Genomic DNA, 21,107 nt, shown 5'->3' with positions numbered 1-21,107 from the left:
CGTCCGCGAGCTCTACCGAGCCCTCCAAGCCGACCTCAACCCACCACTCCACATCCTTGACGCTGCATAGGAGCATCCACGTCACCGACTTCAGCAAGTGCCACACCACCGACGTCAACGACCTCACCTTCGCCTGCGGCCCGCATCACCGCCTGCTGCGACCCGGCGGCTGGACCACCCGCAAAAACACCCGAGCCGACACCGAATGGAAACCACCACCTGAGCTCGAACGCGGACAACCCCGCACCAACACCTTCCATCACCCCGAGAAGCTGCTGCGCGATGGAGACGACGATGAGGCGGCGTAGCGGCTTGAGCGGCGCTACAGAATTTTCATCTGCTCCGGCTGCGGCTCGGCCGGCTCAAGCAACTGCGGGCCGTTGTTGCGGACGTTGTTGACCAACGTCGACACCTCGCGCATCCGGATGGCGCGCACGTCGGGCGTGCGGGCCAATAGCTTTTCGTCGATCGCGGCGTCCGGATCCAACCACCGGTCCCAGTCGCGCTCGGGCAGCACCAGCGGCATCCGGTCATGAATCTGCGCCAGCTCCCCAGGCGCATCGGTGGTGATGATCGTGCAACTCAGCAACGGCGACGCGTCCTTGGCCGGTTTCCAGACCGACCACAGGCCCGCCATGAACAGCGGCTCCCCGTCCTCGGAGTACATGAAAAACGGCGTCTTGCGGGTCTTCTTGCCGGCGGCGTCGTCCGAGTTGACCCGCCATTCGTAGTAGCCGTCCATCGGGATCAGGCAGCGCTTGGACTTGGCGCTGGTCCTGAAGGCGGGCGAGGTGGTGACCTTGTCCGCGCGCGCGTTGATCAGCATCGGCCCCTTGGTGTCAGGCGCGCCGTCGGCACCGGCCTTGGCCCACGGCGGCACCAGGCCCCAGCGCATCAGCCGCACCCGCCGCGTCGGCTGGTCGTCGGGCTCGGAATGCCGGCTGACGACGGTCGCGATGGACGTGGTCGGGGCCACGTTGTAATTGGGGGCGCTCGAGGCCCCCTCAGCGCCGGTGGCCTCGTCAATCGCCTTGATCTTCTCGGCCAGCAGGGCCGGATCGGTGGTCACCGCAAACCGTCCACACATAGTCCCAATAGTGGCAGAGCCACTCGTCCCAATAGTGGCAGAGCCACTCGTTCCGACAGTGGCAGAGCCACTCGTTCCGACAGTGGCGGAGCCACTCGTTCCGACAGTGGCAGAGCCACGAAGTCCTATTGGGCCCGAAACCGGTGACAGGCGATGATGGACCGGTGACGACATGGACCGCCCTCTTGGCATCGCAGCCGGTGCACGCGACCGTGACCGTGCCGGGTTCGAAGTCGCAGACCAACCGGGCCCTGGTGCTGGCAGCCCTGGCGGCCGCGCAGGAACAAGGCACCCCGACCGTCAGCGGGGCGTTGCGCAGCCGCGACACCGACCTGATGATCGGCGCGCTGCGCACGCTGGGCTTGCGCATCGACGGTGACGGGACGGAGCTGACGGTCAGCGGTCACGTCGAACCGGAGACCCCGGCGCAAGTCGACTGCGGCCTGGCCGGCACGGTGCTGCGGTTCGTGCCGCCCCTGGCGGCGCTGGCCGAGTCGGCGGTCGAGTTCGACGGCGACGAGCAGGCCCGGGCACGGCCCATCGCGCCGCTGCTGGACGCGCTGCGCGGGCTCGGCGTCCGGATCGACGGCTCCGGTCTCCCGTTCCGGGTGCTGGGCGCCGGTTCGATCACCGGCGGCACCGTGGAAATCGACGCCTCGGCGTCCTCGCAGTTCGTTTCGGGGTTGCTGTTGTGCGCGGCCTCGTTCGCCGAGGGCCTGACCGTGCGGCACATCGGTGACGCACTGCCGTCGGCGCCGCACATCGCCATGACGGTGGTGATGTTGCGTCAGGCCGGCGTCGACGTCGACGACTCCGTCCCCAACCGCTGGACGGTGCGCCCGGGGCCGGTCGCGGCGCGGCACTGGGAGGTGGAGCCGGACCTGACCAACGCCGTGCCGTTCCTGGCGGCGGCGGTGGTCACCGGCGGTGCGGTGCGCATCACCGGCTGGCCGGCGGACAGCGTGCAGCCCGCCGAGAACATCCTGGCCGTCTTGAGAAAGCTCAATGCCGCTGTCACGCAAAATGATTCGTTCCTGGAAGTACGCGGGTCCGGCGACTTCGGCGGGTTCGATGTCGACCTGCGCGCGGTCGGCGAGCTGACACCGTCGGTGGCCGCGCTGGCGGCGCTGGCGACGCCCGGATCGGTGTCGCGCCTGTCCGGCATCGCGCACCTGCGCGGCCACGAGACCGATCGGCTGGCGGCGCTGAGCGCCGAGATCAACCGGCTGGGCGGCGACTGCACGGAAACCCCTGACGGCCTGGAGATCACCGCGACGCCGCTGCGGTCCGGGGTGTGGCACTCCTACGCCGACCACCGGATGGCGATGGCGGGCGCGATCGTCGGGCTGCGGGTGGACGGGGTCGAGGTGAGCGACATCGGCGCCACCAGCAAGACGCTGCCGGACTTTCCGCGGCTGTGGGCCCGCATGCTGGAGCCCGGGGAAGAGCGCGGCATGTGAAGCCCGGCGACTACGACGAGTCGGACGTCAAGATCCGCTCCGGCCGGGGCTCGCGGCCGCGGACCAAGACCCGTCCCGAGCACGCCGACGCCGAGGCCGCGATGGTGGTCAGCGTCGACCGCGGCCGCTGGGGATGCGTGCTGGGCGGCGACGTCGACCGCCGGGTCACCGCGATGCGGGCGCGCGAACTGGGCCGCACCCCGATCGTGGTGGGCGACGACGTCGACGTGGTCGGCGACCTGTCCGGGCGGCCCGACACGCTGGCCCGTATCGTGCGTCGCGGGGAGCGGCGAACGGTGTTGCGGCGCACCGCCGATGACACCGATCCGACCGAACGGGTGGTGGTCGCCAACGCCGATCAGCTGCTGATCGTGGTGGCGCTGGCCGACCCGCCGCCCCGCACCGGCCTGGTGGACCGGACGCTGATCGCCGCCTACGCCGGCGGGCTCACGCCGATCCTGTGCCTGACCAAGACCGACCTCGCCCCACCGGAGCCGTTCGCCGAGCAGTTCGTCGACCTGGACCTGACCGTGGTGGCCGCCGGTCGCGACGATCCCCTGCTGGCCGTGGCGGACCTGCTCGCGGGCAAGATCACCGTGCTGCTCGGGCATTCCGGCGTCGGCAAGTCCACGCTGGTGAACCGCCTGGTGCCCGACGCGGACCGCGCCGTCGGCGACGTGACCGACATCGGCCGGGGGCGCCACACGTCGACGCAGTCCGTGGCGCTGCCGCTGACCGAGCCGCTGGGCACCACCGGCTGGGTGATCGACACGCCGGGCATCCGCTCCTTCGGACTCGCCCACATCCAGCCCGACGACGTCATGATGGCGTTCTCCGACCTGGCCGACGCCATCGCGGACTGCCCGCGCGGCTGCGGGCACATGGGGCCGCCGGCCGACCCCGAGTGCGCGCTGGACACCCTGACCGGGCCCGCCGTGCGCCGCGTCGCCGCGGCCCGCCGGCTGCTGGCCGCGCTCAACCAGACTTCTTAGCCAGCCGCATGCCGAGCTCGTCGGGCGGCACCAGATGTCCTTCGGCGCAACGGATTTCGACGGTCGCCTCGGCGCCGCAGCCGAGGTGGGTCAGCCGCAGCCGGTTGCGGCCCGGCAGGTGATGCCTCCCCCACTCGAACAGCGCCCACACCACCGGCATGAAGTCGATGCCGGCGTCGGTGAGCACGTACTCGTCGCGGCTGCGCTGCCCGGGCTCCCGATAGGGCTGGCGCCGCAGCAGCCCCAGCTCGACCAGCTCGCTCAGCCGCGCCGAGGTGGCGGCCTTGGTGATGCCCACCCGGCGGGCGAAGTCGTCGAACCGGGTGGTGCCGTAGTAGGCCTCGCGCATGATCAGCATCGCGGATTTGGTTCCGACCACCGCCATCGTCTTCTCGATCGCGCACTCGCCCACCGCCGACCACGCGTCGCGGTCGGCCAGCGGACCTTGCAGCAGTGTCATCTAAATCACCTCCGCACCTGGGTTGCTTTAAGCATACCGAGGTGTTTATCTGGGTACAGCGATCTATACCCAGATCGAGACCGACTCGAGGAGGAGTCATGACGAGCCATCCCAGTTTCGGGGTCCGCGACGCCGTCATCGTCGGAGCCGTCCGCACACCCATCGGCAAGGGCAAGGCCAGTGGCGCGCTGCACGACGTGCTGCCTGCCGATCTGCTGGCCCACAGCCTGCGCGAGCTGGTGGCGCGCACCGGCGTGGATCCGGCCCAGGTCGACGACGTCATCGCCGGCGCCGTTACCCAGGTCGGCGACCAGGCGGCCAACATCGCCCGTAATGCCCTGCTGGGCGCGGGCTTCCCGGAATCGGTTCCCGGCGTGACGATCGACCGGCAGTGCGGTAGCAGCCAGCAGGCCATCAGCTTCGCCGCCCAGGGTGTGATCGCCGGCGCCTACGACCTCGTCATCGCCGGCGGCGTGGAGTCGATGAGCCGCGTGCCGATGGGCACCCAGGTGTCGCCGGGCAGCAACCCGATGGGCGAGGACATGACCCGCCGCTACCCCGACGGCCTGGTGCCGCAGGGCATCAGCGCCGAATTGATCGCCGCGAAGTGGGGCTTCTCGCGCGTCCAGCTCGACGAGTTCTCCGCCGGCAGCCACGAGAAGGCCGCCCGCGCCACCAAGGAAGGGCTGTTCGACAACGAACTCATTCCGATCGCCGGGCTGGCCACCGACGAGATCATCCGTCCCGGCACCACCGTCGAGACGCTGGCCGGATTGCAGCCGGCGTTCTACAGCGACGCGGCCAAAGCCCGTTTCCCGCAGATCAATTGGGAGATCACGCCCGGCAACTCCTCGCCGCTGTCCGACGGCAGCGCCGCGGTGCTGATCGCCAGCGGCGAGACCGCCAGCAGGTTGGGGCTGCGCCCGTTGGCGCGGATCCACACCGCCACCGTGGTGGGCTCCGACCCGCTGTACATGCTGACCGGCGTCATTCCAGCGACCGAGAAGGTGTTGTCGAAGGCGGGCCTGACGCTCGCCGACATCGACCTGTTCGAGGTGAACGAGGCGTTCGCGCCCGTCGTGCTGGCGTGGGCGCAAGACACCGGCGCCGATCTGGCCAAGACCAACGTCAACGGCGGAGCGATCGCGATCGGTCACCCGTTGGGCGCCAGCGGCGCTCGGCTGATGACCACTCTGGTCAACGCGCTGGAACAGCGCGGCGGTCGCTACGGGCTGCAGACGATGTGCGAGGGCGGCGGCATGGCCAACGCCACCATCATCGAGCGATTGGGCTGACATCATGCAAGAGACGAAATTCGACGGCGTGCGAGTGCGCTACGACAGCGCCAAGGGCTACGAAGAACTACGTGCCGCGTTGTTCGCCGATATCGGCGAGCAACCGGTGCCGATCAACGACATCGCGACGTCCACCGGCGACTGGCGGTCTTACCAGGAGCGCGTCGAATCCCACGTCGGCCCAAGCGGATTCATGCTGTTCGGCCTGGTCGACCATGGCGCCTGGATCACCAAGGCCGGCATCGAGCGCAAGGCGTTGCGTGTCATCCTCGGCAATCCGTTGATCGCCATCACCATGCTGCGCCACGACGTGACGGCCGGGCTGTTCGCGCCGGTCGAGTTGCTGTTGCTCGAGGAGGACGACGGCAGCAGCCTGACCTACGTCAAGCCGTCGTCGCTGATGGTGGTCGAGCCCAATCCGCAATTGCTCGGCGCCGCAGAGAAACTCGACGCCAAGCTGGCGACGTTGGCCGAAAAGGTGACCGGCGGCTGAGCAGTCAGGATTCGCTCGAGTACCAATGACATACGTCGTCGCCCCGGTTGTAGCGCTCGAACCAGTGGTCGGCGAACTCGGGAAGTGGTTCCTTCGCGGGGTCGTGTAGGGGCGTCTGGCTCATCAGCACCCGGGCGGCGGTGCTGAGCTTCTGCTTCCAGGGCACCGTGTGCAGCGCGGGCTTCACGCGCCGAACCGCATCCGTATCGCGTCTTGGCCCGCGTACCTTGTCGATGACGCTCCTGAGGGGGGCGAAATCCCGTGCGTCCACGCCCCGTTCGGAGAGGGGAACGTTGGCGTCAATGCTGTCGAACAGCCGGGTGGCGACCTTCATCAGGTGTTTGACGACGCGGGGCAGCACCCGCAGCCGGTACAGCTTGTCGTTTACGACCGCGTTGTAGACCATTAGCGCCGAGCTACGGTGTTCGACCTCCTCGACGAAGTGCCACATCAGCAGTGAGGCCACCCGTTCGTCACCGTGGCGAAACAGCGTGGCCTCGTTGTCGAGCAGCATCTTGAAGAACGGCGTGAAAGTCGCCTCCAGGTCCGCGACGTAGGCCAACCGGAAGTTCAGCGGGGTCGTCGCCGTCAGGTGGTCATACGAGGCGACGGCCTCGTCGAGCGTTGTCTGTAGGCCGGGATGGCTTCGGGTCAGGGCCCGCAGGTGCTGGCGGTGTGCGTTGGCGTGTTGGGCCTCCTGCCGCAGGAACGCCTCGGCTTCGTCGGCGACCGCGGCGTCGGTGATGCGCGGCATGGCCTCGCGCACGGCGGAGACGAGCATTTTTTCGAAGCAGATCGCCATGATCGAGACCATGTTCATGTAGGTCGAGAAGGCGGGGTTGCCCGAGTTCCAGTTGAACGGCACGTCGCCGTCCAGGTCGAAGCGAATGCGCCGAATTTCCAGATCGGTCATGGCTTTACCTCGTGCCGGTGAGCTGCTTGCGACGAATGAGGGCCGACGGACGGACGGCGCGTACGGTCACCGACATCGTCAGCGCGACCGCGAGCAGGAAGCATGCCATCGCATAGCCCAGGTTGCCGGTGGGTGTTCCATCGGGCGTGAGGCCGTGGGCGGCCTTGTGGTGGGCGGGCATGGCCGACAACCACAGCGCACCGAGCACGAGCAGGAATGCGGACCCGAAGATCGCGACGAAGGTGTTGCGCGCGCCGGGCGTGAACGCGGTGTTGCGCCACTGCCGCAACAGGATTGGGATCGCCACCACCGCGAATGCACCCAGAATGACGAAGTACAGGGCCCGTCGCAGCGCGCTGTCGGGGTGCTCGTCACCGGCCAGCAGTATCGGGAGATTGGCGACGAGCAGACCGACAGGCACCAGCACGGCCACGCCGAATGTGCGGCCGGCCAATGACATTCGACTCAGCACGCGGCCGCGCTCGATGGGGCGGGTGACCAGGAGCTGGGTGAACAGCGCGACGCAGGCCGGTCCGACGGTGGCGAACAGCAGGACGCTGCTCATCGGCACCGAGGCCAGCATCGGGCGGTTGATCGCGTTGTCGGTGTTCCACGCCCACCAGCGCAGCTGCGGACCCAACTGGTCGAAGATTTCGTAGAAGCAGTTGTGCACGAAGCCCACACACACCGCGCCGACGATCGCGCCCCAGTCCCGGAACACGCCGAGGCTGCGGACCACCTCGTAGGCCAAAGTCATCATCGCGGGATACAACGCGACGATGTAGATCGGCAGCCGGTCGTACATGAACTGAACCGTGAAAACGTTGTGCGCGAAGACCGCACCGATGGAGCCGTCGACGCCGAAGACGGTCGGAAAGTACAGGGGCGGCTCGACGATGAGCAGGTAGATGACCGTGGCGAACCAGATCACGATGTTGGCGGGATCCCGGTCGCGGCGCAGCCGGCGGATCGCCCACCAGAGCGCCAGCACGGCGCCCGCGACCACCAGCAGTTCGAGCACCGGCAGCGTCCAATTCGCCAGTCCGAACGGGTTCCTCAGCGTCACCCATGGCGCGGCGTGCTCGCAGCTGAACCCCAGGCGGCTGGCGATGCGTTCGATGTCGTCGCTACATTGACCGCTCATCGTTGGGCGTCCTCAGTTGCTGGCACACGTACGAGCCCGTACGCGCTTACCGAAAGCTTGACGATACATGTCTAGCAAGAGTGTATCGCCGATGTCCAGCCTCGATTACATTTGCAGCTATGCGGACCCATGGGTGGCAGGGAAAACCACCGAGCAGCGACGAGGATGCCGTCGCGCGAATCGTGGCGGCGGCCGACCGCTGCGTGCGACGCCGCGGCGGGCAAACCACCATCGCCGACGTCGCGGTCGAGCTCGGGGTCAGCCGCAAGACGGTGTACCGGTACTTCCCCAGCACCACCGCGTTGCTGCGGGCGGCGGCCACTGAAGGCACGCGAAAGTTCTTGGAAACCATGGCCGAACGCTTGAGTGCGATCGACGATGTCGCCGAGGCCGTCGTGGAGGGCGTCGTCCTCACCGTCACCGCGGTGCCCGACGAGCCGTACCTACAACTCCTGCTGGAGGAGCCGTCGCACGCGCTGCTGCGCAGCGTCACCTCGGAGACGGCGCTGCGCATCGGGCAGTCGATCCTCGTTGAGAACACGTCGATCGACTGGGAGCGCACACCGATGGCGTCGCGGACCCTGGACGAGTTGGTCGAATGGGCGTTGCGCGCGGTGCACTCGTTCATGTCCAATCCCAGCGATCCCCCGCGAGACGAGGATGAACTGCGCGGGTACCTGCGGCGCTGGCTGGCGCCCGCGATCAGGGACTGGGCCGGACACGCGGCGGCGGGGGTAGCCGGCTGAAATTCACTGACGATCGTCATTGACGACCGTCAGTTACGAGGCGTACGGTGCCACCATGGGGTCACCGCGCGCACCGTCCGCGACCGGATCGCCGGGCGGGAGCGTCCGCGAAACGCGCCGGCTGGAAACCCGCGCGCGCCTGTTCGACGCGGCGCTGGCCGAGATCGCGCGGCGCGGCGTGTCCGCCGCCGATGTCAGCGCGATCGTCGCCGAGGCGGGCGTGGCCCGGGGGACGTTCTATTTCCACTTCCCGACCAAGGAGCACGTCCTCGTCGAGGTGGAGCGGGTGGAAGAGACCCGGATCATCAGCGAACTCGGCGACGCCGAGGGCGATCTGGCGTCGGTGCTCTCCCAGCTTGTGCATCACGTGCTCAGCGCCGAAAGCCGTTTGGGCGAGGCGGTTTTCCGGGACATGCTCGGATTGCATTTCTCCTCGACCCGTCCGGTCGAAGACGAGTTCGCCCAGCACCCGCTCGGCCAATTTCTGGTAGGCGTCATCGGTCGAGCCCAGGACGCGGGGCAGGTGGACTCCGACGTCGACGCGGCCGAACTCGCGACGTTCTTCCTCACCGGACTCTTCGCGCTGCTGGCCACCGGGGCCCACGATGCCGCGCTGTTAAGCCATTACGTGACAACGATTGTCAAAGGGATGGAGAAGCGATGAACCGCACCGGCATCGAAGGCTACCGGGACTTCCTCGCCAAGCGTGACGGCGAGGCCGATCTGCTCAACAGGCGACTGGCCAACCGCGAGCAGTTCTTCAGCGACATCGAATCCAATCCTGTGCGGTCGGCCCATCCCGCCGACCGCACCACCTTCCTGCGCAACCTGCGCCGCCGTCGGCCAGAACCCGGACTGGACGCCACGATGCTGTTCCTGCTGGCGACGGCAAAGCTCAATCAGGCGGAGCGGTTCGGCGTGGGCCTGGGTGAGACCTACGGGCGCAACAGCGACGAGAGCGTGCCGCCCGAGCGCGTCTACCTCGAGCTCGAAGAGCACTACCACACCCGGCTGCTGGCCTACGCGCTCGACGTGTTCGACCTGACCTTCCAGGTCGTCCCGCCGCCCTTCGTGATACGCCAGTTCGTCAAGGCGAACGTGTTCCTGCCCGAACGGCTGGGCTTTCTGTTCGTCGGAGCCGCGGAGATGGCGGGATGCATCCTGTTCGACGAATTACGTCGTGCCGGCACAAGGCTTTTCGCCGACGAACCCCCCGTCGCCGAGCGAATCGAACTGCTCTACAGCGAAATCCTCACCGACGAGATCGGCCACGTCGGCTACTGCGCGTCGCGCTGCACCTCCGCGGAGCGGGCGATCATGCGCCGAATCTATCCCCTCATCGGTCGACTGTTCGCCCGGCAAACCGCGGAGATAAGCCTGCTCATCGATCCGAAGGCGTTGCACGCGCGGCTGGACCGGCCCTTCGACGTCGACGAACTCACCGCCGGCCTGGACAACGAGACCTATCTCGTCACACATCCCTGACCACGGAGAATATCGCCGTCTCTCTCGCAGACGTCGAACACTTCGCTGGCCGAGCTGGCCCACAGGCTGATCCAGATCGACCATCCCAGCCGATGACGCTCTGGCCCGAAAAGCCAAGGGGCGGTTAGGCAGCCAGGCCTTCGCCGGCGGGGCGAGCCGCGGTCGCCCGCTTCCCGCGCCGCCAACCGCGCACGGCGGCAATCGCGGACTTCAGGCCGCGGCGGCGGCCGGTGGCCGGGTCGGTGCCCAGGAAGCCGGGCTCGAGCTCGGCGAACATCCGCTCGCTACGGGTCTCCGGCGCGTTGTCGGCGTCGTCACGCAGGTACTTGTTCGGCAGCGACAGCTTGGCCAGCGTGCGCCAGGTCTTGGCGTACTGGAACAGGAAAGAACCTGTGGTGTAAGGCAAGTCGTACTTGTCGCACACCTCGCGCACCCGTACCGAGATCTCGTGCAGCCGGTTGCTGGGCAGATCCGGATACAGGTGGTGCTCGATCTGGTGGCACAGGTTGCCGCTCATGAAGCGCAGTGCCGGGCCGGCCTCGAAGTTGGCGCTGCCCAGCATCTGGCGCAGGTACCACTGCCCCTTGGTCTCGCCGATCATGTCGGTCTTGGTGAATTTCTCTGCGCCGTCAGGGAAATGGCCGCAGAAGATCACCGCGTTGGCCCACACGTTGCGGATCACGTTGGCCGTCGCATTGGCCGTCAGCGTCGACCGGTAGGTCGCACCGGGCGACAAGGAGGTCAGCGCCGGGAACGCGACGTAGTCCTTGAGCACCTGATGCCCCGCCTTGGACAGGAACTCGTCGACCCGCTGCCGGGCCTCCTCGTGCTCCATGCGCCGCTTGACGATCTTGCCGAGCTCCACATGCTGCAGGCCCACTCCCCATTCGAAGAGCAGCGCGAGCAGGGTGTTGTACACCAGGTTGAAGACGTTGAAGCGCTTCCAGCGCTGGTCGCGGGTGACGCGCAGCAGGCCGTAGCCCACGTCGTCGTCCATCCCGAGGATGTTGGTGTACTTGTGGTGCACGAAGTTGTGGGTGTAACGCCAGTGCTTGGACGACCCGCTCATGTCCCACTCCCACGTCGAGGAGTGGATCTCGGGGTCGTTCATCCAGTCCCACTGGCCGTGCATGACGTTGTGGCCGATCTCCATGTTCTCGACGATCTTGGCCACGCCCAGGGTCACCGCTCCCGCCCACCAGGCCGAGCGCCGCGAGCTGGCGGCCAGCAGCAGCCGGCCGGTCACCTCGAGCGCGCGCTGGGCCGCGATGGTGCGGCGGATGTAGCGAGCGTCCCGCTCGCCGCGTGAGTCTTCGACGTCCTGGCGGATGGCATCGAGCTCAACGGCCAGGCTTTCGATGTCGGCGTCCGTCAAATGGGCGAATACGTCGACGTCTGTGATCGCCATCGTCGTCATCTCCCTGCGGTAGTTTGTTCGGTCCCGATCGTGTTCCAGACCTACGCTATCGTAACCTACGAAGCCGTAGGTTACCTTTGAGTAGCCTTTAAATGTCGAGCACGCAATCGCCGGAAGCCGCGGACACGCAGGTCTGCACGCGGGTCCCCGGGTCGTGCTCCTGGCCGGTCCGCAGATCACGGACGTGACCCTCCACCAGGCCGACCACGCACGACTGGCAGATCCCCATCCGGCACCCGAAGGGCATCTGCACGCCGACGCCCTCGCCCGCGTCCATCAGCGAGGTCGCCGCGTCGGCATCCACGGTGCGTCCACTGCGGGCGAAGGTGACGGTGCCGCCGGCGCCGGTGGGTGCGGCCTTGGACACCGCAAACCGCTCGAGGTGCAGGCGCTCACCGATGCCCGCGCCCGACCATACCCGCTCCGCCTCGGCGAGCATGCCTTCCGGACCGCACGCCCAGGTCTGGCGTTCGCGCCAGTCCGGCACCTCGTGGTCCAGCACGGAAAGGTCCAACCGACCCTGGGTGCGGGTCTCGCGCAGCCGCATTCGATAGCCGGGGTGCTCGGCGGCCAGCGCGGACAGCTCGGCGCGAAACAGAACGTCTGCCTGGGTGGGCGCCGAGTGCAGGTGGGCGATGTCGCCGACTTGGTTGCGGCGCACCAGGGTTCGCAGCATCGACATCACCGGCGTGATCCCGGAGCCGGCAGTGAGGAACAGGATCGACGCGGGCGCCGGATCGGGCAGCACGAAGTTGCCCTGCGGTGCGGCCAGCCGGACGATGGTGCCCGGCTCGACACCGGCGACCAGGTGCGACGACAGGAACCCCTCCGGCATCGCCTTCACGGTGATGGTCACGGTGCGCGCCGAACCGGACTCGGCTCGCGAGCCCCGGGCGGCCGGGGCCGAGGTGAGCGAATACGACCGCCAGCGCCAGCGACCGTCCATCAGCAGACCGATGCCGATGTACTGGCCCGGCTGGTAGTCGAAGTTGAAGCCCCAGCCCGGCTTGATCACCAGCGTCGCGGAATCCTCCGTCTCGCGGCGCACCTGCAGGATGCGGCCCCGCAGTTCGCGTGCCGACCAGAGTGGGTTGGCCAGGTGCAGATAGTCATCGGGCAACAGCGGCGTCGTGATGCGCGCGGCGAGCTTGCGCAGCGCATGCCAGCCGGGGTGCCGGTCCGCGCCGGCGACAACAGGTCGCGTGGTATCGACGACGTTGCCCGTGATCGATGGGTTACGTCTGCCCAGGGGAAGCTCCTGCTCACGATGCGGCGTCTGGCTTGCGCTCACATTGTGATCGATTCTGTGCGCTTCACGAAACCTACGGTACCGTAACCTACGGTGTCGTAGCTAGCGCTGGGCGCCGGTTTGCCTCACATCCGGGTCACATCAGCTCCAGTAGAAACGGCAGCTCCTGGTTGGCGTACCAGGCCAGATCGTGGTCCTGCGCATCGCCGACGATCAGGTCGGCGTCCTCATCGCCCAGGTCGGCGGCGTCGACCGCCTCGATGGCCCTCGCGACCGCCGGTTCGGCCCCGGCGTTGTCGACATAGGCGGCGATCACGTCCTCGATCGGCACCGGCCCGGACAGCCTGACCACGGCGTCGTCGAGGTCGGGACGGTACGTGACGTCCTCGACCTCGGCGGCCAGCACCGCGCGGCGGGGCGGCGGGGGCTCCGACGACTCGTCGCCCCCTTCCGCTTCCGACCCCGCCAGCAGCCGCAGCGAGGCCAGCGCCGCCTCGCGCAGCGCCACGTCGGCGAGCTCGTCGTCGTCGCCCTCGGCGTAGGCCTCGCGCAGCCTGGGCGTCAGCGCGAATGCCGTGCCACTGACCGGCCACAACGAGCCGTCGGCGACGAGCTGCGCCAACATGGGCAGCGTGGCGGGGATGTAGACGACCGTCATGGCAGCTAGATCAGCGTGGCCGCGTAGTCGTCGACGTACGTCGACAGCTCGCGCGACGGGCGCTGATAGTTACCGCTGACGACGGGACGCTGTGGCAGCTTGACCTTGGGCGTCTCGACGTCGTGGTAAGGGACGGTGGACAGCAAATGGGCCATCATGTTCAGTCGCGCGTGCTTCTTGATGTCGGATTCCACGATGTACCAGGGGCTCACCGGGGTGTTGGTGTGCACCATCATCTCGTCCTTGGCACGCGAATAATCATCCCACCGATATAGCGATTCCATGTCCATCGGGGACAGTTTCCATTGCCGCACAGGGTCATTCAGCCGGGCCTTGAACCGGCGCAGCTGTTCGGCCTCCGAGACCGAGAACCAATACTTGCGCAACATTATCCCGTCGTCGATCAGCATCTGCTCGAAGATCGGCGTCTGGCGCAAGAACAACGCATGCTCTTGGGGCGTACAAAATCCCATCACCTGCTCCACGCCGGCCCGGTTGTACCACGACCGATCGAACAACACGATCTCCCCTTTGGTGGGGAGGTGGGCGATGTAGCGCTGGTAATACCACTGGCCGCGCTCCCGGTCGGTCGGCGCGGGCAACGCCGCGATGCGGGTGACGCGCGGGTTCAGGTATTCGGTGATCCGCTTGATGGTGCCGCCCTTGCCCGCCCCGTCACGGCCTTCGAAGATGACCACCAGGCGTTGTTCGGCGTGCCGCAACCACTCCTGCAGTTTCACCAATTCCGTTTGTAGCCGGAACAATTCGGCTTCGTAGACCTCGTCGGAGATCTTGGGCGCGGCTGAGCGCGCCGACTTCTTCTTGGCCGGCGCGCCGTCGCCTTTCGCAGTGCTCACAACAACGAATAGTAGCCCCACGCAGGCGTTTTCACCGCCAGCTAGGATCGGGACGCCTCCAGCAGTTCTTCGAGCGCCTGGTGCAGCAGCCCGGGCAGCAGCTCGACATCGCTCATGGCTTCGCGGTCGGCGTTGATCCCGTAGTACAGCTCGCCGTTGTACGACGTCACGCCGATGGCCAGCGCCTGGTTGTGCAGCAGCGGCGGCACCGCGTAGGTCTCCAGCAATTTGGTCCCGGCGATGTACATCTGCGACTGGGCGCCGGGGGCGTTGGTGATGAGCAGGTTGAAGGTGCGCTTGGAGAAACTCGGGAAGCTGGTCGCCACCCGGATGCCCATGGCGTGCAGCGTCGGTGGGGCGAAACCCGAGAGCGTGACGATGGTCCTGGCGTCCACCAGATGCGCGGCCGTCGGGTTCGATTCGGTAGCGTGCGCGATCTGCGACAGCCGCACCACGGCATTGGGCTCCCCCACCGGCAGGTCGACGAGGAACGGCATCACCTGGCTGATCGCCTGACCGGGCCCGCTGGTGTCGAGGTCGCCGTCGTCGTACACCGGCAGCGGCGCCATCGCGCGCACCGTCGCGGTGGGCGAGACCGCCACCCCGCGTGACATCAGCCAGTTGCCCAGTGCGCCGGCGATGACCGCGAGCACCACGTCGTTGACGTCGCAGTCGTAGCGCGCACGCACGGTGCGGTAATCGTCGAGGCTGCCCCGCGCGACAGTGAAGCGCCGGTGCCGCGACACGGTGGCGTTGAGCGGGCTGCTGGGCGCGGTGCCCCGGGCCACGGTGCGCACCAGGTCAATGGCCCGGCGTCCGGCATCGAGCAGCTCGCCGTGGTTGGTCAGCAGGCCCCCGACCATCGAGCCGACGGCCTGCAGCTGGGCGCCCGGGCCGGTGACCCATTCGCTGATCGCGCCCAACATCAGCCGGGTGTTGCCGGGATCGCGCTCCGGGATCCAGATGTCCTCGGGGAACGGTGGCGGGCGTTTCGTCCGGTCGCCGATGACGTGATTGATCTCCAGCGCCGACATGCCGTTGATCAGCGCCTGATGCGACTTGGTGTACAGCGCGACCCGGTTCTTGGACAGGCCTTCGACCAGATACATCTCCCAGAGCGGGCGGGATTTGTCCAGCGGCCGCGCGGCCAGCCGCGCGATCAGCTCGTGCAGCTGCTCGTCGCTGCCCGGCGAGGGCAACGCCGAGCGCCGCACGTGATAGGTGATGTCGAAGTCGTTGTCGTCGAGCCACACCGGCCGGGCCGTGCCGACCCGCACTTCCCGCACCTTCTGCCGGTAGCGCGGGATCTGCGGCAGCCGCTGCTCGACGGTGGCCAGCAGCGTCTCGTAGCTCAGGCCGGCGCGGGGGCGACGCAGGATCGACAGCGATCCCACGTACATGGGGGTCGCGGTGTTCTCCATGCGGTAGAACGACGCGTCCGGCGGGGACAAGCGACTCACCATGCGGCGCTGTCCTCCTGGTCAGTTCGTCGCCCGCGCGCTCGGGGCCCGATGTCCCGCCCACGGTAACCGTGCGGCCGTGCACCGGTCAGCGTGGGTACGCGTGCGGTCGAGTTGTGCCATGATGACCACTGACTAACCACCGTCTGCCCCTCTCCAGCAGGCTCGAAGGTCCGGCCGAAGAGTTGGAGAGTGCGCGTTGAACACTAGTCCCGTTGCGGATCCACCTGACGCTTTCACCGTCATACCAGTCGTCGACTACGAGCCGCCGACGCAGGACGTACCGCATCCCGCCGCGCAGTGCCGGCCATCCCCGCGTCCCCCGGCGCGCCGTCGCGGCGGCCACGCGCCGCCGCGGTCCTACACCGGCCAGCCCAGTAGGGCGCCGGATCCGGGCGCGGCCATGTCCCCGCGGCTGCGTCAGGCGGCCGTCTTCGCCGACGCGGCGCTGCGCCGGGTGCTGGAAGTCATCGACCGCCGCCGGCCCGCGGCGCAGTTGAATCCGCTGCTGGTGCCGAGCCTGGTGGATTCGGTCGCGGCGGTGGGCCGTTCGGCCGCGGGCCGCAACCGGGGCGCAGCGGTGTTGCGCCGCATGCGGCTACAGGCGGCCGGTCACCGTGACCCGGACTCGGCGGCCGAGGTCTTCGGCTCCTACAGCCGCGGGAACCGGATCCACGCCATCGCCTGCCGGGTCGAGCAGGTCAGTGCCGCGGGCGGCACCCGGTGGATGGTGGTGGCCCTGCACATCGGGTGACGGCGGCGGCGGTCAGGCCGCCGGGGCGGCGCCGGCCGGCCGCGGCCCGCCGGTGTAGCGGGTGAGGATGGGCCCCGCGATCGCCATGATGAAAACGTAGGAGGTCGCCAGCGCCGCGACCGCGGGCAGCGACTTGCCGGCCAATCCGATGATGATCAACGAGAACTCGCCTCGCGCGATCAGCGCGGTGCCCGCGCGCAGCTGCCCACGCCGCGCCACCCCGTCGCGGCGCGCGGCGAAGATCCCGGTGGCCACCTTGGTCGCCGCGGTGACCGCGGCCAGGATCAGCGCCGCCGGAAGCATCGGGACCAACTCGTGCGGGTCCACCGAGTAGCCGATCGCCAGGAAGAAGATGGCGGCGAACAGGTCGCGCAGCGGGCTCAGCACCTGACGGGCCCGCTCGGCCGTCTCGCCGGTCAGCGTCAGGCCCACCAGAAACGCGCCGACCGCGGCCGAGGCGTGCAGCGACTCCGCCATCGCCGCCACGATGAGGGTGATGCCCAGCACCCGCAGCATCAGCTGCTCGGAGTCGGGGTGTTGCACGAGCCGCTCCACGTGGTGACCCCACCGGTAGGACGCGGCGAACGCCGCCACCAGCGCGCCCACCGCCACGACCATGCCGCCGACCGCGTGCAACCATCCGCCGCCCGACGCCAGCACCGCGAAAAGGGGCAGATACGCGGCCATCGCGAAGTCTTCGAGCACCAGCACCGACAGCACCGACGGCGTCTCCCGGTTGCCGAGCCGCTGCAGATCCTCCAGCAGCCGCGCGATGACGCCCGAGGAGGAGATGTAGGTGACACCGGCCAGGCACAGGACGGCCACGCCGTCCAATCCCAGTAACCAGCCGGCGATGGCGCCGGGCGCGGCGTTGAGCACGATGTCGACGGCGGCCGACGGCAGGTGGTGGCGCATGCTGGACGAGAATTCGGCCACCGAGAACTCGCAGCCCAGGGTCAGCAGCAGCAACACGACGCCGATGGGCGCGCTGGTGGTGATGAACTGGCCACCAGTGGACACCGGCAGAATGCCGCCGTTGCCCAGGGCCAGGCCCGCCAGCAGGTACACGGGGATGGGCGACAACGCGAATCGCCTTGCGGCGGCGCCCAATACGGCCAGAGTGGCCAGGAGGGCGCCGAGTTGCAGAAGCAGCGTCCCCGAAATCTGCACCGGCTCAGCCTTTGTCGATAATCTTCTCGACGCCCGCGATGCCGTCTTCGGTGCCGATCACGATCAGAACGTCTTGGACGTGCAGCATCTCGGCGGGTCCAGGTGAGGCGAGCACTTCCTCGTTGCGCACGATCGCCACGATGGACGCGCCGGTACGGGTGCGCGCCCGGGTGTCGCCCAGCGGGTGGTCCACGAAGGGGCTGCCGGCCAGGATGTGCACCTGGCCCGTCTCGAGTCCCGGGATCTCGCTGGCCAGCTCGGTGAATCGCTCGGCGATCCGCGGCGCCCCCAGGATCTGGGCCACGGCCTCGGCCTCCTGGTCGTTGAGGTGCAGCAACGGCCGGGCCTCGTCCGGATCTTCGCGGGCGTACACGACGACGTCGAAATCGCCGCTACGCCGCGCGATGATGCCGATGCGGTCACCCCTTTGGTCGGTGAATTCGTAACGAAGGCCGACCCCGGGGAGCAACACCTCCTTGACATCCATACCGTCAATCCTGACAGGTCGACGGGGGCCGCCGGAAGCGGATGGAGGCAACGAGCCTCAGCTCGGGGCGTCCGCAGGCCGGCCGGGGCCACCGCGCGGCCGACGCCCTAGCGGCAGCAACCTCGGCACCTCGCGGCGGTAGTCGAGGTAGTCATCGCCGAGCGCCTCCACCAGGTCGTGCTCCTCGATCCGGGTGGCGACCAGGATGTAACCCGTCATCACGATCGAGAACAGCAGGTGTCCGGCCGTCATGGTGGGGGCCGCCCAGAAGGCGATGAGGAATCCGAGCATTAGCGGGTGGCGCACCAGCCGATAGAACATCCGAACGTGAAAAGCGATGTGCGTGTAGGGTTTTCCACGCCACGCCAAATACACCTGCCGGAGCCCGAACAGGTCGAAGTGGTTGATCATGAACGTCGACGCCAGGGCGATCGCCCAGCCGAGCCAGAACAGGATCCACAACACCAGGCGCCCGGCCGGTAGCTCCACCTCCCAGATGACGGCCGGCATCGTTCGCCATTGCCAGTAGAGCAGCACCAGCACGGCGTTGGACAGCATCACGTAGGTGCTGCGCTCTATCGACGGCGGCACCGCCCGCGTCCACCACGCCTTGAACCCGGGGCGCGCCATGACGCTGTGCTGCAAACCGAACAGGCCGAGCAGCACCATGTTGACCCACACCGCCTGACCGATGGGCGCCGACAGCCCGCGGTCCACCGTTCGCGGCACCCAGAAGTTGCCAACGAAGGCGACCAGGTACAGAAATACGACAAGAAAGAGCAGATAAGCGGCCGCGCCGTAGGCGACCGTCAGGTAGCGCTTCATTAGCTGATTGTGCGCCCGATCGGGCGTGAAGAACATGGGGCGGTTGCCCCAATTTCGGCGGAAGAGCCTCGGCACGCCGGCCTGGTCCGTCCCGGTTCGGCCTTTGGGGCAAACGCCTCATGCAGCCCTGGCAGCGGTGGATCGATGATCGCCCGTGACAGCCCTAGTTCAAGGAACACGGAGTCCAGATCATGAACAAATCGGTATGCGACGCACCGACCGTCGAATCGCGCGGTGCCCAGCGGGTACCAGCGTCGGACGGCGCACGGGCCGTGGTGTTGCGCGTGCTCGGTCGGCTCCTCGCGGCCGGATGGCACGTCTACGCCTTGCTGTTCGCACGATTGTGATCGAAGCGATCTCGGCGCTGGCCCTGGGCCTTTTCGCGTCGGCCGCCGTCTCCAACTCCGCGCAGGCGGCCCTGGCCCTGCCGATGCTGTGCTTCCCGCAGGTGCTGTTCGGTGGTGCCATCGTCCCCGTCGACCAGATGCCCACGCCCGGGCGGTTGATGAGCCTGGTGCTGTGACGGCCATCCCGGGCCCGGGTCAGTCGGGGAGGCCGCCGGTCAGGCCGTGCCGGGTCGCGTACAAGCTGGCCCCGATCCGGTTCGAGACCCCGATCTTGGCGTAGATGTGTTCGACGTGATTGCGCACCGTCTTCTCGGAAATCCAAAGCGCCGAGGCGATCTCCTTGTTGGAAAGCCCTTGTGCGACATGGAGTAACACCTCGGCCTCGCGGGAGGTCAGTCCCGCCGGCCTGGCTGCTCTGCGCGACGGCCGGTGGCCAGCGGCCTGCAACACCGCTTCCACCGCGTCGCCGTCGAGGCGGCCCCGGGCCGCTTCGTCTCGCAGTTTCCTTGCCGCGGCGTCCCCGTCGCGCGCCTCGCGATACGGTCGCGGTTCCATTGAGGAGCAATAGCTTTCGGCAGCGGCGAGCACGCGGTCGCGAACGGACAGGTCGTCGCCGCGCACACCGTTGGGATAGCCCGAGCCGTCCAGTCGCTCGTGATGATTCACCGCGGCCTCCCGGACAGCCTTCAGCCCACCGACCCGGGCCAAAATCCTGCCCGTCAAATACGGGTGCAGATGCACGCGCTCTCGCTCGACATGGGTCAATTCGCCCGGCTTCTCCCACACCCGGTTCGACACGCCGATGCGGCCGAGATCGTGAACGTAGCCGGCGCGACGCAGGATGTCGATTTCGTCTTGCGGCAAGCCGGCGCACTTCCCGGCGCGGTCCGCCAGCTGTGCGACGGCGCGCGAATGGCCAAGGGTGAACGGGCATTTCAGATCCACGAAATCACCCATCGCGCACAGGAGTCGGTCCAGCGCGGGACCGCTCAACGCCTCGCCCGGATCTGGAGCAAAGCCGCCGGCCGTCGACCACACGTCTTCGTCTTCGCGCAGCAGGTCATCGGCGGCCGCGGTGAACACCGCGACCATATCCGGGTCGAACTGTTTGCCGCTGCGCCGGCGAATTTCGGCGACCGCGGCGCTCGCGCCGTAGGCGCGATGATGCACTTCGGCGATGTCGGAGATCTGCGCCACCCGCATCGCCACCGGAATCTGGTCTCCGGCGGCCCCGGCCGGAAGGCCGCTGCCATCCCATCGTTCGTACGCGTACGGCAGGGCCGCACCCACATCGGCGCCCAGACCGATCTCCTCGGCAAGCAGCGCGGCCGACAGGCAATGAGAGTGCACCAATGCGCCGAGATTCCCGCGCGCGTCCCAGAACACCTTGGCCGCCAACTGCGCTCGTTTCGGCAACGTCGTCCCCCGGCCCAGATTGCTGATGAGGAATCGGCGGTAGGGTGCGCCGGACCAGTCGATGTAGTGGCTGGCGTGTCGGACCGCAATGTCGTCGCCGAACCACTGCGCATACTCGTGCGAGTCGGCGTGACAGCCGATCCACATCACCAGGGCCGTGTAGAAGACCGTCCCGCACTCGCGCTCGTCGAGACCCAGCCGCGTCGCCAATCTCGAGCCCATCGCCGCCGACCGCAGCATGTGATCCATCGGCTGCCCGAGCCCGAGGTCGATCGCCAGGGATAGCGCCGTCAGGACATCGGTCCGCGACACAGCTCCGTCGAAGGGCATGGAACGCGCCCCTTTCTCGGCCCGTCACCGGCGCATCGTCGGTGTAGCCACACACAGGCCGA

At 68.0% G+C, this 21,107-nt stretch carries 21 protein-coding genes and 2 pseudogenes; 10 read left to right on the top strand and 13 right to left on the bottom strand.

The window, feature by feature from the left end; translation table 11 throughout:
• Positions 1-308 (top strand): annotated as a pseudogene (locus ACYQ8K_RS24515) (hypothetical protein); the annotation flags it as partial.
• 14 nt (positions 309-322) lie between these two features.
• Here the strand turns inward: ACYQ8K_RS24515 and ACYQ8K_RS24510 are convergent.
• Positions 323-1,087 carry an SOS response-associated peptidase gene (locus ACYQ8K_RS24510; RefSeq protein WP_459973097.1) on the bottom strand — a complete coding sequence of 255 codons (765 nt, stop codon included), beginning with the start codon at positions 1,085-1,087 and terminating at the stop codon, positions 323-325.
• Between the two features lie 164 nt (positions 1,088-1,251).
• On the opposite strand from ACYQ8K_RS24510, the gene aroA reads away from it, so the two are divergent.
• Positions 1,252-2,547, top strand: coding sequence for a 3-phosphoshikimate 1-carboxyvinyltransferase (gene aroA / locus ACYQ8K_RS24505; protein ID WP_459973095.1), 1,296 nt, complete (start codon positions 1,252-1,254; stop codon positions 2,545-2,547).
• Complete coding sequence (gene rsgA, locus ACYQ8K_RS24500; protein WP_459973094.1) at positions 2,544-3,539, top strand: ribosome small subunit-dependent GTPase A; 996 nt, start codon at positions 2,544-2,546, stop codon at positions 3,537-3,539. Before aroA ends, rsgA begins: the two co-directional genes overlap by 4 nt.
• Here the strand turns inward: rsgA and ACYQ8K_RS24495 are convergent.
• On the bottom strand, positions 3,523-3,999 hold the full coding sequence (locus ACYQ8K_RS24495) for a winged helix-turn-helix transcriptional regulator (protein WP_459973092.1): 477 nt from the start codon (positions 3,997-3,999) through the stop codon (positions 3,523-3,525). The genes rsgA and ACYQ8K_RS24495 overlap by 17 nt on opposite strands.
• A 98-nt stretch (positions 4,000-4,097) precedes the next feature.
• Between ACYQ8K_RS24495 and ACYQ8K_RS24490 the strand changes: the two genes are divergently transcribed.
• On the top strand, positions 4,098-5,294 hold the full coding sequence (locus tag ACYQ8K_RS24490; protein ID WP_459973090.1) for a thiolase family protein: 1,197 nt from the start codon (positions 4,098-4,100) through the stop codon (positions 5,292-5,294).
• Positions 5,295-5,298: 4 nt separating this feature from the next.
• Positions 5,299-5,787 (top strand): DUF302 domain-containing protein, encoded by a 489-nt coding sequence (locus tag ACYQ8K_RS24485; protein ID WP_459973089.1) that lies wholly within the window; start codon positions 5,299-5,301, stop codon positions 5,785-5,787.
• A 4-nt stretch (positions 5,788-5,791) separates the two neighbouring features.
• Here ACYQ8K_RS24485 and ACYQ8K_RS24480 read toward each other — a convergent pair whose 3' ends face one another.
• Both ACYQ8K_RS24480 and ACYQ8K_RS24475 read right to left on the bottom strand, forming a co-directional pair.
• Positions 5,792-6,700: a metal-dependent hydrolase gene (locus tag ACYQ8K_RS24480; RefSeq protein ID WP_459973087.1), complete on the bottom strand. Its 909-nt coding sequence runs from the start codon at positions 6,698-6,700 to the stop codon at positions 5,792-5,794.
• Positions 6,701-6,704: 4 nt separating this feature from the next.
• Positions 6,705-7,844 (bottom strand): hypothetical protein, encoded by a 1,140-nt coding sequence (locus ACYQ8K_RS24475; RefSeq protein WP_459973086.1) that lies wholly within the window; start codon positions 7,842-7,844, stop codon positions 6,705-6,707.
• 119 nt (positions 7,845-7,963) lie between these two features.
• Here ACYQ8K_RS24475 and ACYQ8K_RS24470 point away from each other — a divergent pair, with 119 nt between their 5' ends.
• Genes ACYQ8K_RS24470 through ACYQ8K_RS24460 form a run of 3 tightly spaced genes read left to right on the top strand, consistent with a single transcriptional unit; the run spans position 7,964 to position 10,075 of the window.
• Positions 7,964-8,590, top strand: a complete 627-nt coding sequence (locus tag ACYQ8K_RS24470) for a TetR/AcrR family transcriptional regulator (protein WP_459973084.1) — start codon at positions 7,964-7,966, stop codon at positions 8,588-8,590.
• Positions 8,591-8,645: 55 nt separating this feature from the next.
• Positions 8,646-9,254 carry a TetR/AcrR family transcriptional regulator gene (locus tag ACYQ8K_RS24465; RefSeq protein ID WP_459973082.1) on the top strand — a complete coding sequence of 203 codons (609 nt, stop codon included), beginning with the start codon at positions 8,646-8,648 and terminating at the stop codon, positions 9,252-9,254.
• Positions 9,251-10,075, top strand: a complete 825-nt coding sequence (locus ACYQ8K_RS24460; RefSeq protein WP_459973080.1) for a hypothetical protein — start codon at positions 9,251-9,253, stop codon at positions 10,073-10,075. The genes ACYQ8K_RS24465 and ACYQ8K_RS24460 overlap by 4 nt, the downstream gene beginning before the upstream one ends.
• A gap of 124 nt (positions 10,076-10,199) precedes the next feature.
• Here ACYQ8K_RS24460 and ACYQ8K_RS24455 read toward each other — a convergent pair whose 3' ends face one another.
• The 5 genes from ACYQ8K_RS24455 to ACYQ8K_RS24435 form a co-directional block, all read right to left on the bottom strand.
• Positions 10,200-11,483: a fatty acid desaturase family protein gene (locus ACYQ8K_RS24455; RefSeq protein ID WP_459973078.1), complete on the bottom strand. Its 1,284-nt coding sequence runs from the start codon at positions 11,481-11,483 to the stop codon at positions 10,200-10,202.
• Positions 11,484-11,580: 97 nt separating this feature from the next.
• Positions 11,581-12,741 carry a ferredoxin reductase gene (locus ACYQ8K_RS24450; RefSeq protein ID WP_459973106.1) on the bottom strand — a complete coding sequence of 387 codons (1,161 nt, stop codon included), beginning with the start codon at positions 12,739-12,741 and terminating at the stop codon, positions 11,581-11,583.
• Positions 12,742-12,877: 136 nt separating this feature from the next.
• Complete coding sequence (locus ACYQ8K_RS24445; protein WP_459973076.1) at positions 12,878-13,399, bottom strand: DUF6912 family protein; 522 nt, start codon at positions 13,397-13,399, stop codon at positions 12,878-12,880.
• A gap of 5 nt (positions 13,400-13,404) precedes the next feature.
• On the bottom strand, positions 13,405-14,256 hold the full coding sequence (ppk2, locus tag ACYQ8K_RS24440) for a polyphosphate kinase 2 (RefSeq protein WP_459973074.1): 852 nt from the start codon (positions 14,254-14,256) through the stop codon (positions 13,405-13,407).
• Between the two features lie 41 nt (positions 14,257-14,297).
• On the bottom strand, positions 14,298-15,719 hold the full coding sequence (locus tag ACYQ8K_RS24435; protein ID WP_459973072.1) for a WS/DGAT/MGAT family O-acyltransferase: 1,422 nt from the start codon (positions 15,717-15,719) through the stop codon (positions 14,298-14,300).
• Positions 15,720-15,960: 241 nt separating this feature from the next.
• On the opposite strand from ACYQ8K_RS24435, the gene ACYQ8K_RS24430 reads away from it, so the two are divergent.
• Complete coding sequence (locus ACYQ8K_RS24430; RefSeq protein WP_459973104.1) at positions 15,961-16,470, top strand: Rv3235 family protein; 510 nt, start codon at positions 15,961-15,963, stop codon at positions 16,468-16,470.
• Positions 16,471-16,482: 12 nt separating this feature from the next.
• Here the strand turns inward: ACYQ8K_RS24430 and ACYQ8K_RS24425 are convergent, their stop codons facing one another.
• The 3 genes from ACYQ8K_RS24425 to mddA are packed head-to-tail and all read right to left on the bottom strand — an operon-like array spanning position 16,483 to position 18,952.
• Positions 16,483-17,640, bottom strand: a complete 1,158-nt coding sequence (locus ACYQ8K_RS24425) for a cation:proton antiporter (protein ID WP_459973070.1) — start codon at positions 17,638-17,640, stop codon at positions 16,483-16,485.
• Between the two features lie 4 nt (positions 17,641-17,644).
• Positions 17,645-18,127 (bottom strand): cation:proton antiporter regulatory subunit, encoded by a 483-nt coding sequence (locus tag ACYQ8K_RS24420; RefSeq protein ID WP_459973068.1) that lies wholly within the window; start codon positions 18,125-18,127, stop codon positions 17,645-17,647.
• 57 nt (positions 18,128-18,184) lie between these two features.
• On the bottom strand, positions 18,185-18,952 hold the full coding sequence (mddA, locus tag ACYQ8K_RS24415) for a methanethiol S-methyltransferase (protein WP_459973066.1): 768 nt from the start codon (positions 18,950-18,952) through the stop codon (positions 18,185-18,187).
• A 272-nt stretch (positions 18,953-19,224) separates the two neighbouring features.
• Between mddA and ACYQ8K_RS24410 the strand changes: the two are divergent.
• A pseudogene (locus ACYQ8K_RS24410) lies at positions 19,225-19,472 on the top strand (ABC transporter permease); the annotation flags it as partial.
• 22 nt (positions 19,473-19,494) lie between these two features.
• On the opposite strand, the gene ACYQ8K_RS24405 reads toward ACYQ8K_RS24410, so the two are convergent.
• On the bottom strand, positions 19,495-21,045 hold the full coding sequence (locus tag ACYQ8K_RS24405) for an HD domain-containing phosphohydrolase (protein WP_459973064.1): 1,551 nt from the start codon (positions 21,043-21,045) through the stop codon (positions 19,495-19,497).
• Between the last annotated feature and the right edge of the window lie 62 nt (positions 21,046-21,107).

Source organism: Mycobacterium sp. MUNTM1 (assembly GCF_054660795.1).
Note: the sequence above shows the minus strand (reverse complement) of the source record. Positions and strands in the feature narration are given on the sequence as shown.

Excerpts from the sequence above, each read along its gene's own strand:
- ACYQ8K_RS24490 (WP_459973090.1), top strand. The coding sequence starts at position 4,098 with ATGACGAGCCATCCCAGTTTCGGGGTCCGCGACGCCGTCATCGTCGGA.
- ACYQ8K_RS24465 (WP_459973082.1), top strand. The coding sequence starts at position 8,646 with ATGGGGTCACCGCGCGCACCGTCCGCGACCGGATCGCCGGGCGGGAGC.
- ACYQ8K_RS24435 (WP_459973072.1), bottom strand. The coding sequence starts at position 15,719 with ATGGTGAGTCGCTTGTCCCCGCCGGACGCGTCGTTCTACCGCATGGAG.
- ACYQ8K_RS24455 (WP_459973078.1), bottom strand. The coding sequence starts at position 11,483 with ATGGCGATCACAGACGTCGACGTATTCGCCCATTTGACGGACGCCGAC.
- ACYQ8K_RS24480 (WP_459973087.1), bottom strand. The coding sequence starts at position 6,700 with ATGACCGATCTGGAAATTCGGCGCATTCGCTTCGACCTGGACGGCGAC.
- ACYQ8K_RS24405 (WP_459973064.1), bottom strand. The coding sequence starts at position 21,045 with ATGCCCTTCGACGGAGCTGTGTCGCGGACCGATGTCCTGACGGCGCTA.
- ACYQ8K_RS24420 (WP_459973068.1), bottom strand. The coding sequence starts at position 18,127 with ATGGATGTCAAGGAGGTGTTGCTCCCCGGGGTCGGCCTTCGTTACGAA.
- ACYQ8K_RS24445 (WP_459973076.1), bottom strand. The coding sequence starts at position 13,399 with ATGACGGTCGTCTACATCCCCGCCACGCTGCCCATGTTGGCGCAGCTC.
- ACYQ8K_RS24470 (WP_459973084.1), top strand. The coding sequence starts at position 7,964 with ATGCGGACCCATGGGTGGCAGGGAAAACCACCGAGCAGCGACGAGGAT.
- ACYQ8K_RS24495 (WP_459973092.1), bottom strand. The coding sequence starts at position 3,999 with ATGACACTGCTGCAAGGTCCGCTGGCCGACCGCGACGCGTGGTCGGCG.
- ACYQ8K_RS24475 (WP_459973086.1), bottom strand. The coding sequence starts at position 7,844 with ATGAGCGGTCAATGTAGCGACGACATCGAACGCATCGCCAGCCGCCTG.
- ACYQ8K_RS24510 (WP_459973097.1), bottom strand. The coding sequence starts at position 1,087 with ATGTGTGGACGGTTTGCGGTGACCACCGATCCGGCCCTGCTGGCCGAG.
- mddA (WP_459973066.1), bottom strand. The coding sequence starts at position 18,952 with ATGAAGCGCTACCTGACGGTCGCCTACGGCGCGGCCGCTTATCTGCTC.
- ACYQ8K_RS24460 (WP_459973080.1), top strand. The coding sequence starts at position 9,251 with ATGAACCGCACCGGCATCGAAGGCTACCGGGACTTCCTCGCCAAGCGT.
- ACYQ8K_RS24485 (WP_459973089.1), top strand. The coding sequence starts at position 5,299 with ATGCAAGAGACGAAATTCGACGGCGTGCGAGTGCGCTACGACAGCGCC.